Annotated in this window: 17 protein-coding genes; 3 read left to right on the forward strand and 14 right to left on the reverse strand. The window is 64.5% G+C overall.

The annotated features are described in order from the left end of the window. Positions 1-12: 12 nt before the first annotated feature. Positions 13-387 carry a TFIIB-type zinc ribbon-containing protein gene (locus VITFI_RS07425; protein WP_089416440.1) on the reverse strand — a complete coding sequence of 125 codons (375 nt, stop codon included), beginning with the start codon at positions 385-387 and terminating at the stop codon, positions 13-15. 104 nt (positions 388-491) lie between these two features. On the opposite strand from VITFI_RS07425, the gene VITFI_RS07430 reads away from it, so the two are divergent. Then, complete coding sequence (locus VITFI_RS07430; RefSeq protein WP_089418027.1) at positions 492-2,393, forward strand: ATP-binding cassette domain-containing protein; 1,902 nt, start codon at positions 492-494, stop codon at positions 2,391-2,393. A 9-nt stretch (positions 2,394-2,402) separates the two neighbouring features. Here the strand turns inward: VITFI_RS07430 and VITFI_RS07435 are convergent, their stop codons facing one another. Then, complete coding sequence (locus VITFI_RS07435) at positions 2,403-2,699, reverse strand: BrnA antitoxin family protein (protein ID WP_198301671.1); 297 nt, start codon at positions 2,697-2,699, stop codon at positions 2,403-2,405. Continuing rightward, positions 2,683-2,952 (reverse strand): BrnT family toxin, encoded by a 270-nt coding sequence (locus VITFI_RS07440; RefSeq protein WP_089418028.1) that lies wholly within the window; start codon positions 2,950-2,952, stop codon positions 2,683-2,685. Before VITFI_RS07440 ends, VITFI_RS07435 begins: the two co-directional genes overlap by 17 nt. A gap of 107 nt (positions 2,953-3,059) precedes the next feature. Here VITFI_RS07440 and VITFI_RS07445 point away from each other — a divergent pair, with 107 nt between their 5' ends. Further along, the gene (locus tag VITFI_RS07445; protein WP_089418030.1) at positions 3,060-4,535 is read left to right on the forward strand and encodes a M20 family metallopeptidase; all 1,476 of its coding nucleotides are present in this window, start codon (positions 3,060-3,062) and stop codon (positions 4,533-4,535) included. On the opposite strand, the gene VITFI_RS07450 is transcribed toward VITFI_RS07445, so the two are convergent. The 6 genes from VITFI_RS07450 to VITFI_RS07475 form a co-directional block, all read right to left on the reverse strand. Beyond that, a complete protein-coding gene (locus VITFI_RS07450) occupies positions 4,495-6,111 on the reverse strand; it encodes an adenosine deaminase family protein (RefSeq protein WP_157725598.1) in 1,617 nt (538 codons plus the stop codon). The two genes, VITFI_RS07445 and VITFI_RS07450, sit on opposite strands and share 41 nt — an antisense overlap. A 2-nt stretch (positions 6,112-6,113) precedes the next feature. Next, the gene (locus tag VITFI_RS07455; RefSeq protein WP_089416442.1) at positions 6,114-7,202 is read right to left on the reverse strand and encodes an MBL fold metallo-hydrolase; all 1,089 of its coding nucleotides are present in this window, start codon (positions 7,200-7,202) and stop codon (positions 6,114-6,116) included. Between the two features lie 101 nt (positions 7,203-7,303). After that, positions 7,304-8,074: a type III pantothenate kinase gene (locus VITFI_RS07460; protein ID WP_089416443.1), complete on the reverse strand. Its 771-nt coding sequence runs from the start codon at positions 8,072-8,074 to the stop codon at positions 7,304-7,306. A gap of 39 nt (positions 8,075-8,113) precedes the next feature. Then, a complete protein-coding gene (locus VITFI_RS07465; RefSeq protein WP_089416444.1) occupies positions 8,114-8,740 on the reverse strand; it encodes a class I SAM-dependent methyltransferase in 627 nt (208 codons plus the stop codon). Between the two features lie 10 nt (positions 8,741-8,750). Next, positions 8,751-10,088, reverse strand: a complete 1,338-nt coding sequence (locus VITFI_RS07470; RefSeq protein ID WP_089416445.1) for an NYN domain-containing protein — start codon at positions 10,086-10,088, stop codon at positions 8,751-8,753. Between the two features lie 78 nt (positions 10,089-10,166). Then, positions 10,167-11,111 (reverse strand): sigma-70 family RNA polymerase sigma factor, encoded by a 945-nt coding sequence (locus VITFI_RS07475; RefSeq protein ID WP_198301672.1) that lies wholly within the window; start codon positions 11,109-11,111, stop codon positions 10,167-10,169. 192 nt (positions 11,112-11,303) lie between these two features. Here VITFI_RS07475 and VITFI_RS07480 point away from each other — a divergent pair, with 192 nt between their 5' ends. After that, positions 11,304-12,491, forward strand: a complete 1,188-nt coding sequence (locus tag VITFI_RS07480) for an acetyl-CoA C-acyltransferase family protein (protein ID WP_089416447.1) — start codon at positions 11,304-11,306, stop codon at positions 12,489-12,491. On the opposite strand, the gene VITFI_RS07485 is transcribed toward VITFI_RS07480, so the two are convergent. The 5 genes from VITFI_RS07485 to VITFI_RS07505 form a co-directional block, all read right to left on the reverse strand. Then, positions 12,492-13,829, reverse strand: coding sequence for a hypothetical protein (locus VITFI_RS07485; RefSeq protein WP_089416448.1), 1,338 nt, complete (start codon positions 13,827-13,829; stop codon positions 12,492-12,494). It lies immediately after the preceding gene. Between the two features lie 160 nt (positions 13,830-13,989). Beyond that, the gene (locus tag VITFI_RS07490) at positions 13,990-14,388 is read right to left on the reverse strand and encodes a Mor transcription activator family protein (protein WP_089415258.1); all 399 of its coding nucleotides are present in this window, start codon (positions 14,386-14,388) and stop codon (positions 13,990-13,992) included. After that, entirely contained in the window at positions 14,385-15,101 is a 717-nt protein-coding gene (locus VITFI_RS07495) for a regulatory protein GemA (protein WP_089415257.1), read from the reverse strand. The genes VITFI_RS07490 and VITFI_RS07495 overlap by 4 nt, the downstream gene beginning before the upstream one ends. Beyond that, entirely contained in the window at positions 15,101-15,772 is a 672-nt protein-coding gene (locus tag VITFI_RS07500; protein ID WP_089415256.1) for a hypothetical protein, read from the reverse strand. The genes VITFI_RS07495 and VITFI_RS07500 overlap by 1 nt, the downstream gene beginning before the upstream one ends. 14 nt (positions 15,773-15,786) lie before the next feature. Then, positions 15,787-16,416 carry a DUF3164 family protein gene (locus VITFI_RS07505; RefSeq protein ID WP_089417880.1) on the reverse strand — a complete coding sequence of 210 codons (630 nt, stop codon included), beginning with the start codon at positions 16,414-16,416 and terminating at the stop codon, positions 15,787-15,789. Between the last annotated feature and the right edge of the window lie 10 nt (positions 16,417-16,426).

Here is a 16,426-nt window from a genome sequence, read left to right on the forward strand (position 1 = left end):
GTGAGGACGGGCTCAGTCAAACAGGTCACTCAACCACGACTTGCGCTTGTAGTTGCCGTGGCGGTGCTCGTGGTAGTCCGAGTCGGCGAAATCCCGCCGTCCGTGATAGGGCTGAGCTGGGGGCTGTTGCGGTGGGTACGCCGGCGGCGGTTGAAAGTTCTGGTAACCCTGATAGGCCGGCGGTGCCGGGGGCATCGGCTGGGTTTGTGGCGCAGCGGGCAGGGCGTTCGTGCGCGGGGCGGTTTCGTGCTGGGCCGAGGCGGCGATGATTTTGTCCAGCTCGCCGCGATCCAGCCACACGCCTCGGCATTTGGGGCAATAGTCGATCTCGACGCCTTGGCGCTCGGTCATCACCAAGGTTTGGTCGGGGCAAACGGGGCAGCGCATGTAAAGCTCCTGGGGGTGAAAAGGCCGGACACCCATGTCCTGCGGTTGGGAGCCCTGGCGTGGGCCACAAGTTCCCCGCCGAACTGCACCGACAATCCCGCCCCATGGCACTCATCACCCTGCAAAACGCCCATCTGGCCTATGGCCACGTCGCCCTTCTGGACGGCGCCGATTTCTCCCTGGAAACCGCTGAGCGCGTGGCGCTCATTGGCCGCAACGGCGCGGGCAAATCCTCGCTGCTGAAAATTTTGGCCGGGTTGGAAAGGCCCGACGATGGCGAAATGCAGGTGCAAGGCAGCATCCAGCGTTACTACGTCGCCCAGGAACCGACCTTCACCACCGGCGCCAGCGTGTTTGACACCGTGAGCGAAGGCGTGGCCGAAGCCAAAGCGCTGCGCGAGCGTTTCGAAAGCCACGCCCCCGGCGAAGACCTGGACGCGCTGCAAACCCGCCTGGAAGCGCTGGATGGCTGGAATTGGGAGCGCCGCGTCGAAGAAACGCTGCAACGCCTGAACCTGAACGCCGAGGCGCTGGTGGCGCAGCTCTCGGGTGGCATGAAAAAGCGCGTGGCTCTGGCTCGCGCCCTGGTGTCCAACCCCGAAGTGCTGCTGCTGGACGAGCCCACCAACCACCTCGATTTGGACGCCATCACCTGGCTGGCCGAGCTGCTGCGCAACTTCAAGGGCTCGGTGCTGCTCATCACCCACGACCGGGCGTTTTTGGACATGGTGTCCACGCGCATCATCGAGTTGGATCGGGGGCAGTTGCGCAGTTATCCGGGCAACTTCAGCCAATTTCAGGCCGCCAAGGAGCGCGAACTGGCCGCCGAAGCGCTGGCCAATGCGCGTTTCGACAAGCTGTTAGCGCAGGAAGAAGTGTGGATTCGCAAAGGCGTGGAAGCCCGCCGCACCCGCAGCGTGGCCCGCGTGCAGCGCTTGCACCAGTTGCGCAACGAGCGGGCGGCGCGGCGCGACCAAGTGGGCAAAGTGCGGTTGGAGATCGACCGGGGCAGCCTCTCGGGCAAGCTGGTGGCCGAGCTGGAGCAGGTGCGCAAAGGCTTTGGCGAGGGGCCGGTGTTGGTGGAGGGCTTCAGCACCACCATCGTGCGTGGCGACAAAATCGCGCTGGTCGGCCCCAACGGCGTGGGCAAGACCACGCTGTTGAAGATGATCCTGGGCGAGCTGGCGCCGGACGGCGGCGAGATCCGCACCGGCACGAATCTGCAAGTGGCCTACTTCGACCAGATGCGCGAGGTGCTCAACCCCGAAGCCACGCTGGCCGACACCATCAGCCCCGGCAGCGAGTGGATCGAGATCGGCAACGGCCGCAAGCACGTCATGAGCTACTTGGGGGACTTTTTGTTTTCGCCGGCGCGGGCGAATTCGCCGGTGAAAAGCCTCTCGGGCGGTGAGCGCAACCGCTTGCTGCTGGCACGTTTGTTCGCTCGCCCCGCCAACGTGCTGGTGCTGGATGAGCCGACCAACGATCTGGACATCGAAACCCTGGAGCTGCTCGAAGAACTGTTGGCCGACTACCCCGGCACGGTGTTCCTGGTGAGCCACGACCGGCGTTTTGTGGACAACGTTGTCACCAGCATCATTGCCTGGGAAGGCGACATGCAGCCCGGCCTGTGGCGCGAGTACGAAGGCGGCATCGAAGATTGGCTGGTGCAGCGCGAGCGCACGCGCATCGCCCAGGCGGCAGCGGCCAAGGCGGCGCAAGCGGCAGTGGCACCAACGCCGGCCCCTGCGCCCGTGGCGGCCGCGCCGGTGCCGGCGCCGGCCAAACGCAAACTCAGCTACAAAGAACAGCGCGAGCTGGACGAGCTGCCCAGCCGCATCGAAGCGATGGAAAAAGAGCAGGCTGTGCTGGCGGCGTTGCTCAATGGCAGCGAGTTGTACAGCCAGGGCGCGGCCCGCATCACCGAAGTCACCGCACGTCATGCGCAGCTCGATGAGGAGCTGCTGCTGGCGTTGGAGCGGTGGGAGGCGTTGGGGAGTCGGTGAGGAGGGGCGTCATGCCGCGTGGGTTTTCACCCACTCACGCATGGCGTCGTTCACCCGTGTTTGCCAGCCCTTGCCGGTGGCTTTGAGAGCGTCCAGCACATCGGCATCAAAGCGGATGGTGGTGGGTTTTTTGAGCGGGCGTTGCGCCGGTGGGCGCCCGAGGCGTGCCAAGGGTTTGACCGCTTGCCATTGGCCATCGGTCAGGGGAAGTGCGTCCGGGTCTTCCATGGCCGCAGCCGTGATGCGTGCGTCGTCCTCGGGCGTGGGCATTTCCACCAAGCGCCCGGATTTAGTCTTGACCAACATAGCGGTTCACCTCTCTTGAATTGGCTTTGCGCAGGCTGATGATGCGCCGCCCCTCAGGGCGATCCACGAAAGCGACGAAGAACAAGCGTACCCCCATCAAAACCAGAGCACTTTGGCGAGGCTCGCCATAGTCACGGCGTGTGTCGGGCCACACCAGCGCCGAATCCCATTCCAGTTGTGCCGCCAGTGCCAGTGAAACACCGTGCTTGGCGATGTTGGCAGCGTCTTTGGTGAGATCGAAGCGGAAGTTCATCGACATTATTGTAGTAACAATAATTCATAGAGTCTGTGAATGCAAACACCGCACCAAGACGCCACGCCAACGCACAATGCCACAGCATTGAACTGTGGATGTCCGCCATGAACGCCCCCCTCGATCTCCCCCTCCACGCCGCCACCCTCAACCCCTTCATCGCCCAAGCCTGGCGCGAGCGCATCACCCCCGCGCTGGTGGACTACATCGCCATCCCCGCCAAAAGCCCGATGTTCGATGCGGACTGGCAAGCCCACGGCCTCATCGACCGCGTGGTGCGCGATGCGGCCACCTGGGTCGAATCCCGCAAAGTACCGGGCCTGACGCTGGAAGTCTTGCGCCTCGAAAGTCGCACCCCCGTGCTGTTTTTTGAGGTGGAAGCCACCCAAAGCGTGCCCACCGGCGCGCAAGCGCCCACCATCCTCATCTACGGCCACCTCGACAAACAACCCGAGTTCAGCGGCTGGCGCGCCGATCTCGGCCCGTGGACGCCCAAAATCGACGCCGGCAAACTCTATGGCCGAGGCGGCGCCGACGATGGTTACGCCATCTACGCCGCTGTCAGTGCCATTGAAGCCGTCAAGGCGCAAGGGGCGCTGCACCCGCGCATCGTCGGGTTGATCGAAACCTGCGAAGAATCCGGCTCGTTCGATCTGCCGATCTACTTGGAGGCGCTGCGGCCCCGTCTGGGCGAAGTCAGCCTCGTGGTGTGCCTGGATTCCGGCGCTGGCAACTACGACCAGTTGTGGCTCACCACCAGCTTGCGCGGCAACGTCACCGGCACACTCAAGGTCGAGGTGCTCACCGAGGGCGTGCATTCGGGCGACGGCAGTGGCTTGGTGCCGTCCAGCTTCCGCGTGCTGCGCCAAGTGCTGGATCGGCTGGAGGATGCGCGCAGCGGCCATCTGTTGCCCGGTGCGTTCCATTGCGAAATTCCGGTCGAGCGGATCGACCAAGCGAAAGTGGCCGCGCAGGCGTTGGGCGAATCGGTCTGGAAAAATTACCCCTGGGCCTGTGGTGCCGATGGTGGGCTGACCCTGCCGGTGAGTGACGATCCGGTCGAACTGCTGCTCAACCGCACCTGGCGCCCGACCCTCAGCATCACCGGGGTGGATGGCATTCCGCCCCTGGCGCAAGCCGGCAACGTGCTGCGCCCGTTCACCGCGTTCAAGCTGAGTTTGCGCCTGCCCCCGCTGATCGAAGGCCACGAAGCCGCCGTGAAGCTGAAAACCTTGCTGGAGGACAACGCGCCTTACAACGCCCGCGTCACCTTCGAGCCGGATGGTCGGGTGGGCGCTTGGGGTGCGTCCGGTTGGAACGCGCCCACGCTGGCACCGTGGCTGGAACGGGCGATGGATGCCGCCTCACGCCAGCATTTCGGCGCGCCGCTGGGTTACATCGGCCAAGGCGGCACCATCCCGCTCATGAACCTGCTGCAACAAGGCTTCCCGCAGGCGCAAATGATGGTGTGCGGCGTGCTCGGGCCGAAAAGCAACGCCCACGGCCCGAACGAGTTCCTGCATCTGGACTACGCCGAGCGCCTCACCGCGAGCGTGGCCCAGGTGATCGCGGCCCATCCTTGAGGCGCCAGGCGGGCAGCGTCTCAAAGGTGTTGAACTCGCCTTCCAGCGCCCATTGCCGTTGCGCCTTGGCGCTGCCTTGCAAAAAGGTTTGGCAGCGGGCCGACGGGCGCGGCGCCCCCAGCGTGTCACCGGCGCAGGCCAGGGCGGGGCGGGCTTGGGCCGCGTCCCGCCACAGGCTCTCCCCCGGCAAGAAGCTGTAACTCAGGCTGTTGCGCGAGAGCTGCTTGAGCTGGCGATAACCCAGCCCATAACCTTGGGCAGCACGCTGGTATTCGTGGCTCAAATCGATGCGCGAAACCCCTTCATCGTCCGACGCCAGCACCACGGGCACGCCTGCCGCCAGGTAATCCGGCAAGGGATGATCCGCGCCTTTGATGCCGAGGATCACATCGTTGCTCGTCAAACAAATCTCGGCGGCAACGTCGCGGGCCTTCATGCGTTGCAGCAGGCCAGCGGCATCGTTTTCGTAGCCCAACGCCACCGCATGGCCGATGCGGTGCGCCCCCGCCACCTCCACGGCTTCGCGGATGTGAAAGCGCAAGGCTTCCGGTGGCACCAGGCCCAGCGTCAACTCTCCGGCATGCAAGGCGATGCGCACCTGCGGGTGTTGCCGCCCTAAGAAACCGATCATGCGCATGTGCAGCGAATAGTCGCGCAAGGCCACCGCATCGTCTTCCGGCGCCACCAGGTTGATGCCAACCACCCGCGCATCGGTCGCCGCGATTTCGAAGGCGTACACCAGTTGCGCAAACACCTGCTCAGGCGGGCCCGTGCGCGTCGTTTGCTGCAACCACCGCACACTCACCGCGCAGCCGGCTTGCGGTTGAGCTTGGCCACAGGCTTGGCGCTGGGCGTAAGCCGCGTCCAACTGATCCAGCGCTTGACGCCCCAGCGGGAGCTGGTCGCGCATTCCGTTGTCCAGCAGCCAGGCGCGGTGGCGTTGCAGTTCGGTGTCGTCTTGCCAAGTCAGCGCGGCGGGGCTGGCGGCTTGGGCCAAGCGGGTGCCCAGCTCGCGCACCGGTTTGCCCTGCAAGGTGGTCATCAGCTCCAGATGCTGAATGTGCTGGCTGGCGGCCCGCTCGGTCACCTCGATCAGCATGTTCACGTTGGCATCGGGTGCTTCGCCCGCTTTGCCGAAGATGCGGAAGCTGTCAAAAAACTGATCGTGGCCCGAACGCCCCGCAAACGCCAGGTTGCGCGTGGACATGCGATCCACCAGCGCCGCCCGATCCGCCGCCGACAAATCGCTCACCCGCACCACGCCGGGGGACGTGTCGCAGGGCGGTTTGATCAGATCGCGGGGGCTGAGTTGGGCGCAGTAGCCCGCCGCAGCGGCCCACGCCAGGTAACTTTCGGCGTACACCGCCCCGCTGAGGTGGGAGTGCAAGTCCGCCCCTTTGGGCAGGCGCTGCACGAATTGGCGCACCAGGGTCGGACGCTGTTGGTGCGCGTCGAACCAAGCGGCGGTGCGGGCGGTGTCAGCGGGGGCGGCGTGGCCGACCCCGGACAGGGTGGCGATCAATGCGGTCAGCAGGCCGCGACGCAGCGGTCGGAGAGCAGCGGTCGGTGGAAGCATGGTCAGGGCGAGGTCACGAGGGTGAAGCGTTGTACGCCATCTTCGCCTCGCAGCGGGCGCAATTCGCCGGCCAGCCATAACCAGTTGACATGCGCCACCGCCTCCGGCAACGCAAAGCGGAGCTGGTAGGCGTCCAGCGGGCGCTTGAACAGCACGTCGAGCAACTCGGCGGCGCTGTGCGGACGTTGGGCGCAGGCTTGGCGGACGTCGTCCAAGCGCTCGGCATGATGGGCGTGCAGCTCGGCGATGCGCCCGTGCAACCCGGTGAACGGCAGCCCGTGGGAGGGCAGCACCCAGGCGCTGTCGGGCACGCGGGTGCGCAGGGTGTCGAGGGAATCGAGGTACCCGCGCAGCGCGTCCGCCTCCGGCTCCAGATCGGTGACGCTGACATTGCTCGAAATGCGCGGCAACACCATGTCGCCCGAAATCAACACGTCCAGCGCCGCGCAGTGCAGCGAGATGTGTTCAGGCGCGTGGCCCCGCCCGACGATGCATTGCCAATCGTGCGCGCCGATGCGCAGCGTCAGCCCATCCGCCAAGCGGCGGAAGCTTTCCGGCACAGCGGGCACCATGCGCGTGTAGCCATTCGGGTCGGTGCGCAGGGCGTGCAGCAGGGCTTCGTCCTGAATGCCGTGCTGGGCGAAAAATGCGGCGGTGCGTTCCCCGCCGTAGCCGGTGCGCTCCAGCCGTGCCAAGCGGGCGGTGAGCCAATCGGTGGCGCTGATCCACAGCCGGCACGCCTGCGTCGGGGTGCTCCAGCGGCGGCACAGCCAATCGGCCAACCCCAGATGATCCGGGTGCATGTGGGTGACGATCACCCGCAAAATCGGCCAGCCCCGCAGCGCCGGATGGGCGAACACCTGTTCCCAGGCTTGCTGCACGGCGGGCAGGGCGATGCCCGCATCCACCACCGCCCAACCCGGTTGGCCGGTGTCGGAAACGTCCTCGATCAGCCACAGGTTGATGTGGTCCAGAGCGAAGGGCAACATCATGCGCAACCACAGCACGCCGGGCGCGACGGTCAGCACCTCCCCCGTGGCGGGCAGGCGATCTTCCAGGGGATAACGCAAGGGAGCGAGGGGTTGCAACATGGTCGGCTCGATTCTGGGTCGGACAGGGGGAAGCCCGATCCTCGCCAGACCCGCAAACCCGTTCTGTCACCGGGGGGACGCTGCCGCGCAGTTCCCCGCCCTCAGAACGCCAACCGGTGGGACTGGATGCGCAACAGCCCGTCAAAAATCAGCGTTTCGACCAGCTCGTGTTCCATGTCCAGATAGGGCGCGACTTTCCAGCCGGCCCCGCCCGTCATCAGCACCAGCGGGGATTCGCCGCCGCTGCGCGTGGCCAAGTGGCGGCGCATGCGCTCGATCGCACCCGTGATGGCGTAGGTGCCGCCACTGGTCAGCGCGTCCGACGTGTTGGCGGGGAAGGGCACGACTTCGCCGGTCGGCACGCGCAGACCCGCCGTGCCGTTTTCCAGCGCGCGCAGCATGATGCCGTGGCCGGGCAGGATCAGCCCGCCGAGGAAACGCCCGTCCCGGTCGATGGCATCGACGGTGACCGCCGTGCCAATCATCACCACCAGCACCGGTCGCGCTGGGCCACGGGCCAGCACATGGCCGCGTGCGCCGATCAGCGCCACCCAGCGATCCGAGCCCAAGCGCATCGGATGGTCGTAGCCGTTGGTCACGCCGGCTTCGTGCGCGGTGGACACGACCCAACGCGGCTCCACGTCCCACAGCTCCAACTGCTGCTCGACGCGGCGGCGCACGGCTTCGCCGGCCACCACGCATCCGAGCACGCTGCTCGGGGCGCTCAGGTGACGCCAGTCTTGTTCGGCCAGTTCGTCGATGGTTTCAAGGAAAACGGCGCCGTGCGCCAGCACGGCGGCCCCGGGTTGTGGGCTGGCGTAATGCGCCCATTTCAGGCGCGTATTGCCGATGTCTATGGCCAGGAACGTCATGAGCGCGCAGCGTAACAGGAAGTGACGAAACGCTGGGGCTCAAGCCCGCCGCAAGATCCACGCATTGACCATCCCATCGAGTAGGGGGTGGCGCGTGGTGATCCAACCTTCGACCGTGACATCGGCGAGTTGCACCGCCCGCCACGGGCGACGTGTGGCCGCCCACAGCCACATCACCCAAGCATCGGTGCCCAAGCGATAGCGCTGGCGGTAAGCAGCGGCGTTGCCGAGCGTGAAACTGGCGTCTGGTTCGATGAGCAGCAGCGCCCCGTCCGGGCCCAAGCTGGTGAGGAGTTGATAAAGCGCCGCTGGCCGATCCGGCAGCACCGCCAGCAGCGATGCGGCGGAGACCACATCGGCGTACATCAAGCGCCCCAGCATGTCCAAGCCGCCTTGCATGAATTCCACCGCAGGCCCGCCCTGCGGCACAAAACCCGCCACCGAACGACGGGCTTGGCGGATCATGGCCGGATCGATGTCCACCCCGGTGGCGTGGTAGCCGTGGGCGGCGGCCAAGCGGGTCACCAAACCGGGCCCGCAGCCCATGTCCACCCAGACGTGACGGCCATCACTCGGGGGCAGCAATTGAACGGCCCGTCGGTGCAGATCCTCATAGAACCCAGCGGCTTGCACGCGGGCAAAGAGTTTGGCCGTCCACCACCCCATGGCTGTGGCCTTATTCGCTGGGGTTGGTTCCGAGTTTGCCGCTGACCCAACGTTGCAGCATGGCCGGTGTGCCTTCGTCCATCACCATTTGCTCGCGGCGGCACAGGTTGATGAGGTTGCCCACCAGACGGTAGGACAAGGTCGGCACATCGTCTTCGCCCTTGCCGAACTCGTGGCCACACAGCAGCAGGCCGCGCAGCACCCAGTTCACGTCCTCGCGGCTCACGGACAACCCGGCTTCGCGGCAGCGGTCGCGCACCCGTTTGCCGGTTTCGCTCAATTGGAAGGGATGTTCGGCTGCATCGGCCACCACGGCATCGAGCAAGCCCCGGAAGTCACGCGGGGACAGCAAGGGCACGCCCGTGGTGTCATGCACCAAGCGAATCATGGCCATGGTGGGACGATCCAGGCCCCAGCCGCTGTCGGGCACCACGGGCGAGAACACCAGGGGGCGCAGGCTGTGGCGATCGGGGTCGAACAAATGGCCGCCTGAACCACTCCAGTCCAGCACATAGGGCGCCAGATCGAGCGACTCCATGAAGCGGCGGAAACCATGGTGGCCGCACCACTCCGGCGAGATGCCCGGGTAGTCGGCCATCAGTTTGGAAGCCAGCCGTGCGCAAGGCACGGCCCAATCCGAGCGGGCCACTTCGTTGCGCAAGCGTTCGGTGATTTCCGCCACGTCAAAACCTGGAGGGGGCGGCGCTGCTGCGTCCGTAGCGGTGAAGAAGGGCTCGGTTGGCTCTCCGATGGCAACTGACGGAGCCACCATCGCAGGCGTGGGGGCTGAGATGGGGGCAGGATGGATGGCGTTGGGGTCTTCCACGTCGGCAAAGCCCAGCGCATCGCGCACGAACGCATCCGGGTCGATCAGCAAATCCGCCGAAGCGCGGTAGGCCGCCGAGGGGAAACCCACCGCCAACACCGTGGTGCGCCGATCCCAGCGCCGCAATTTGCGCAGCACCGGTGTGAAGTCCGCATCGGCAGAAAAAACGATGAACTCGTCGTAGTGGACTTGGTGCTGGAGCAGATCGACCATGTCCAGCACCATGTGAATGTCGGTGCTGGTTTTGCCTTGATGGGTCATGGCCGGGCAGTCGATGATCTCGAAGCCAGCATGGTTGAAACTGGCCCGGAATGTTTGAAAAACTTGCGGGTTCAGGTAGACGCGGCGCACCAGCAAGCGCCGTCGGGCGTTGGTTTGTGCGTGATCGGGCAGTTCGAGGGTTTGGAGTAGCCACTCAACCCAACGCATGGGTTGGCGGGCAAACCGCTCAGCGATGGCCGGGTCCAGCTTGCGCAGCCCGGAATGAACGTTATCAAAATCAACAAACAGAGCAGATTTCATCAGAAGCCTTGATGTGAGGAGGCGATTCTGCCGGCAGCCTGCCTGGCGTGTCGGCCTGTCCGTGCAGATGGGGCTTGTTCAGCCCCATCGGGTGGAGGCACTGACTTGAATGATGCCTGTTTGTGCGTCGTTCGGTTCGCTTTCCTGGGGGGCTTCCGGGGCGCTGAGCACGTGTTCGATGAGCTCACCCCATGCGCCTTGTTCGCCTTGGCGCAAGGCTTGTTCGCGCAGGGCCACCAGTTCGTCGAGGGAGCGTCCGAGGCGATCGGTGGCGCGCTGGGTGGGAGCCTCCGTGCCGGCGGGTTCCGGCGTCTGAATGTGGCTGGCCGCCCGCTGCACCACCGCGTGATAAATCTGTGACACCCGCGACGGTGTCACATTCAGCGAGCGCGCCAGTTCGGTCGGACTCAGGCCGACGCCCAGGTAAGCATCGATCACCAGCCGATCACGTTCCGGCAATTCGGTAAAAAAGCGCTCCAGCCGGCGCAGCACGATGGCGGTGTCCACCCGGGCTTCGACCTCGTCTTGCTCGGTGACGGGGGTGTGAAGGTGGGTGCGTGCGATGTCATCGTCCTCGGTGCCCGCTTGTTGCAGGTGCTGACGACCGAGCTGTTCGGCGCGCAGCAAGTCGCTGATGTGCTGCGTGGACAGTTGTGTCAACTCGGCCAGTTCGGCCAATCCGGGCTCGCGGCCGTGGGTGGCGCGGAAACGGTCTCGGGCGATGTCAAGGGCTTTGAGCTTGCGCCGATCGCCGCGTGAGAGAAAGTCCATTTGCCGCAGCTCGTCCAGCATGGCGCCTTTGACCCGCATGCGGGCGTAGCGGACAAACTCCTCGTGCGCAGCAGGGCTGTCCCGATCCTCCGGCCATCGGAAGGTGACGGCGGCCTGTGCCACAGCAATCAGGCCAGCTTGAATCAGGTCGGCCCGCTCGACGTTGGCCGGCAACCGTCGCGCCAGCGCTTGCGCCTGCTGCCGTACCCAGGATTGGTTCTTGGCGATCAGAACCGAGGGGACGCCTTGCATAGAAATCATGTAATCAATGGTAAAGAATCTTGCCCTTGTATAAATCCAAAGCCCTGAATAATCGGCCAACCTTCTTAGGGAAGCCGTGGCTACGGGAATCCCTGGGGGCGCAGCGTCAGCCCGCAGCAATGCGTTTCACATAGCCTAGGAGAATTGGCCTGTTCCTCCGGGCCATTTTTGGAGACCCCCCTCATGAGCGTATCTCGCGAAGTTTTTGTGGTTGGCGCAGCCCGTACCGCCATTGGCACCTACGGCGGCACCCTGAAAGACATCCCTTTGGCCGATCTGGCCACCTTGGCCGTCAAGACCGCCATCGCCCGCAGCGGTGCCCCGGCAGACAGCATCGGACACCTCGCCATGGGCACCGTGGTGGTGACCGAGCCGCGTGACGCCTACCTGAGCCGCGTGGCTGCCGTCAACGCGGGCATTCCCAAGGAAACCCCGGCTTTCAACGTCAACCGCCTGTGCGGCTCGGGCTTGCAGGCCATCATCTCTGCATCGCAAGCCATTTTGTTGGGAGATTGTGAACTGGCCGTGGGCGCGGGCGCCGAGGCCATGAGCCGTGGCGGCTACCTCATGCCGACCCAGCGTTGGGGCTCGCGCATGGGCGACGCCCAGATGCTCGATCTGATGACCGGCGCACTGCACGACCCGTTCCACAAGATCCACATGGGCATCACCGCTGAAAACGTGGCGGCCCAATTCGGTATCAGCCGGGAAGACCAAGACGCGCTGGCCGCCGAAAGCCACCGCCGCGCCAGCGCGGCCATCGCCGAAGGCCGCTTCAAGGAGCAGATCGTTCCGGTGGAAATCGTCACCCGCAAGGGCACCACGCTGTTCGACACCGACGAGCACGTCAAGGCGAGCACCACCGTGGAATCGCTGGCCAAAATGAAGCCGGCCTTCAAGAAGGATGGTTCCGTCACCGCTGGCAACGCGTCCGGTTTGAACGACGGCGCTGGCGCTGTGGTGCTGGCTTCTGGTGAAGCGGTCAAGAGTGGCAACCTCAAGCCGCTGGGCCGTTTGGTGGCTTACGCCCACACCGGTGTGGAGCCGACCATCATGGGCATTGGCCCGGTGAGCGCTTCGCGTGCGGCCCTCAAGCGCGCTGGCCTGACGGTGGCGGACATGGACGTGATCGAGTCCAACGAAGCCTTTGCCGCCCAAGCTTGCGCCGTGGTGAAGGAGCTGGGTTTGGATCCGGCCAAGGTCAACCCGAACGGTTCGGGCATCTCGCTGGGCCACCCGATCGGTGCCACGGGCGCGGTGATCACCACCAAGGCGCTGTATGAATTGCAGCGCATCGGTGGCCGTTACGCCCTGGTGACGATGTGCATCGGCGGCGGCCAAGGCATCGCGGCGATCTTCGAGCGCTGCTGATCAGTCGGCTTGCGCCCGGTGACGGGCGCAGGCGTACACCGACACCCAGCGCCCCTGATCGTCGTCCTGCACGTGATGATCTGCCCCCGGGGCGGGGGCGTACAGTGACACCAAAATGAAATCCAGCGCACGGTCTTTGCAGGCCGTGCGCAGGTGGATGTCACTGGGGTTGAAATCGTTGGGCGCTTCCAGTTGGGAGCGCAGGGCGTAGAGTATGGCGACGCGTTCCTCTGGCGTCGGTGCTTGGGGCAAGTCCAGAGGGGCGCCAATCAGGCCAGACTGGACAAAGCTGCGCATCCGTTGCTCAAACAGCAGGGCAGCGTCTCGGACAAACAATCCGTTCGGCCCCTGAATGGCAGCGATGTACTGGGCGCGATGCAAGTCAAACCACGTTTGATGGGTTTGGCCGATCCACTGCACCACGGCGCCCTCAGGAATGATTCGGCGCAGTTGATGGGCTTCGCGCCATGCCGGGCGGGCCTGTTCGAATTGGTGCCACACCACGTGGCCGCCGACCCACAACGGCAGGGTGCAACCCAGCAGAGGCAGTGCCCACAGCGTCCGCGCACGGGGCCACCACAGCGGCAGGGCCAACACCAGCGTCAAGGCCAGTGTCAGGGCGGAGGTCTGCGCCAGGGCCACCCAGGTGGGTTCGACCATCGGTGGCACAGGCAGCGCGGCGCGACGGGTGAACCAAGCTGGGATGTGGGGCAGCCAAGCCATGATGGCCAAAGCCACAGCAGCCAGGGGCAGCAAACGCCGGGCCATGGGGATGTGGCGGGCTGACGCCTGAACCTGGGGCCAACTCAATGCCACACCGGCCCACACCAGCCAAGCGGTGGCCACGTGCTGCGCCAGCATGCCACTCATCACCAAGAGCACAGCCGCCCCATTCACCCGATCCCAGGTGCGCCAAGCGGGCAAACTGCTCAACCACAGCGCGGGGGCCAACAACTGGCACAGCCACAGCACCCGCCACAGTTGGAGCTGCACGCCCAGGACGTTCTGTGTCAAGCAAGCCCCGATCCACAAGCCGAGCATCAGCCCCATCAACGCCAGCAGGTGGCGGGCCAGCCGGCGCAGCCGAGCGTCTGGATGTGCCGTGGCGCTGTGCAGCAGCAGGGCCGCCAGGCCACTGACCTTGAGCAGCGTCAGCGCCGACCAGTGTTGAACCAAGATGTAGCCGACCAGCGTATCCACCACCGTCCACCAATGGGGGTCGAAGGTGAGCGTCAGACGATCCAGAGGGGGGATTCCGAGGGCAGCGCCCAGCCCCAGCCCCGCCATGCCGAGCGCCATGCCGATGTGCCGCACACGCGGGCGCGATTGCAGCAGCATGAAGAGAGATGAGATAAACCACCAAACGGCACGCGATAAATCCGGATGACCTCGGATGAAATTGGCAGTTCTCGGATGGAGTGTGTGAAATAACTTTCAGCCGGTGAAAATGAAAAAGGGCGGCCAACTTTGCCGCCCTTTTGCTTTGCCCGCCTGAGCATTACAACGGGAACTGCCCTTGCCGTTCATCCATCGGCGGCAATCCTTGCTCTTTGCGCACTGCGTCCATGGTGTCGCTCAGCAGTTCATACAGGTAGGTTTCGGTCAGACCGTACTCTTGTGCCAGCTCTTCGACCCGGCGCGACGAGAACGGGCGAGCGGTAGGGCTTGGTTGACTGTACGCATTGAGAATGGCGCGATTCCGTGCGCTGAGAGGCTTGGTCAGGTCGATGGCTGCGGGGATGTACAGGTGAGTGCGAGCGTACATGTTGCACATCCCCACTGCGATTTCTCGCCCAATGGTCGTAGCAGTGTCTGGCGCCATACCGCGATCAGTCAGTACTCGGGCTGCCACGGCCGTCAAGTTCTCAATGAACAGATACGGCTTTTTGCGAGTCATGCCGCCACCTCAATCGGCTTGGCCTTGCGGATGGGCGTTGCCAGTGGCTTAGCAATCGCCTCATCCACCTTGCGCCCCAGCGCTGCGCTGGCGCTTTGCCATGCGCGCCACCACGGCGCCCAACTGGCGCTGTTAGCCGCACGTTCGGCGAACACCAATGCATCACGGTAGGCGGGAGGGTCTTGGCGCATCGTCGGGTTTTCCAAGGCGGCACGCATCTTGGCAACATCGGCGCTCATCGGGCGCACAGCCCAGAACTTCAGCGCTTCAATCACGTCGGACTTTTGCTGTGACGTGAGCCAGTGCAGATCTTCGACCCCGACTTGACGCTTGATGTAATGCGCCAAGGCGCGCTCGCTTGAATCACGCACTTCGCCCAGCACGTATAAAAACAGCCACAGCGCCCGGATTTTTGTGGACGCTGGCGAGCGCTCCAGCTTGCGCCGCCCGGAGCCTGGCGCTGGGGTGCCCCCCTTGCCCGTGCGCTTCCACCCCAGCTCACGCTCAAACAACGTGGTCAGCAGGTGGTACTGCTCAGCCCGCGTGAGTTGGGTAGCCGACGTGCGGCCACCAAACATGCGCGCCATCCGTTGGCGATATTCGGCCTCGGTCATCACGCCCGACGCATCAGCCCAGGTGCGTGCAATGCCCAACAGTTGCGTCAGCGGCGCGGCCTTTGAGGCCTTGGTTGTAGCTGTGGCTGCGGTTGCCATCACAGTCCTCCCAGGTGAAACACACTGCGCACTGCGCGGATCGGCACCTTGGCTTGCCAGAACCAAGATGGGATAACGCGATGCACGAATGGGGGTTCATCGGTCTCGTCCAGGGTCATGGTTGAGCGAAAGTCGGAGGGGGGAACCGACCGCAGTGGCGCGGCCACGGCAGCAGCGGCCGCTCGCGTTTTGACGTTGGACGATAACCAGCGATCTGGCACCAACTGCCACATACCGGACGAATGGAGCGCACACCCCTTGGCACAGGCGCGGGTCAACTCGCGTTGGACATCGTGACGTGAATGACCAATGGCAGTGTGAATGCGGGCCAATGACGATGTCAGATCAGGGCACCCCATAAGAAACGTCAGCGCTTTGTCCAACACGCTGCCCTCATGAGTCAGCAGGCAGACGGGCCGGGTTTGAACTGGTGCATCGGCGGCGACCCACACTGATTTTGGTTCGGGTTCTATTTGGTAAACCAACTTAGCTGCCAACAGAGGCCGAAAGAGGCAAGCCAGTTGGTGTACGTTGATGGGGGAACCAAGCTCAATCATGCGGGCAATCAGCTCGCAGGAGTACAGCGGTTTGCCGGCTTGGCGCAGTACCGACAGCACAGATGCGCGTTTGGAGTTGGGCGCCGGGGTGTAGCGGGCAGATGTTGTGTACATGACAGCCCCCCAGATCAAATGGCCGACCAGTCCAACACGATGGGCACGTATTTGTTCGTGGCCCCCACGCGCTCATAGACCCGGATGTAGCTGCGGCTGCCCGTGACCATGATGCATTCGGCGATGACATGCATGGCGCGTTGCCAGCGCGGGTCGGGGAAATTGAAGCGGCGCAGGCTCAACACCTTGGCCACCGACACCCGCCCCTCTTTGTCCACCTGGAAGGCGTCTTGCGCGATGGCCGCCAGCTCCGGGCGCACGCCCTCAGCGATCCACTCGTCGATGCATTCGCTGATCAGGTTCTTGGCGACTTGCAGACGCTCATCAAACACGATGCAGTCCTGAATGGCCCGTTCGACTTTGTACTGACCATCGAACGAGCGCAGGCTCACATTGCCCTTGTTGCCGCCCCAGGTGATCTCGTACTTCTCAGCGCTGATCTCGCAGAACGCCTGAACGGCATCAAACGTCTTGCGTTTTTTGGCTTGGGTCAGGGCTTGCAGTTCTTTCAACTCGGCCACGATTTCGCGCACCGTTTGATCGCGCAGCTTGTCGATGTCTTCGACCATGGCTTCGGGGATCAGTCGGCCCTGCGGGTCTTGCATGTAGCCGGCGGGGATGGTGGAGGTTTGTTGCGTGCTCATGATGTTGCGG

This window comes from Vitreoscilla filiformis, assembly GCF_002222655.1.
GTDB classification, from domain to species: domain Bacteria; phylum Pseudomonadota; class Gammaproteobacteria; order Burkholderiales; family Burkholderiaceae_C; genus Ideonella; species Ideonella filiformis.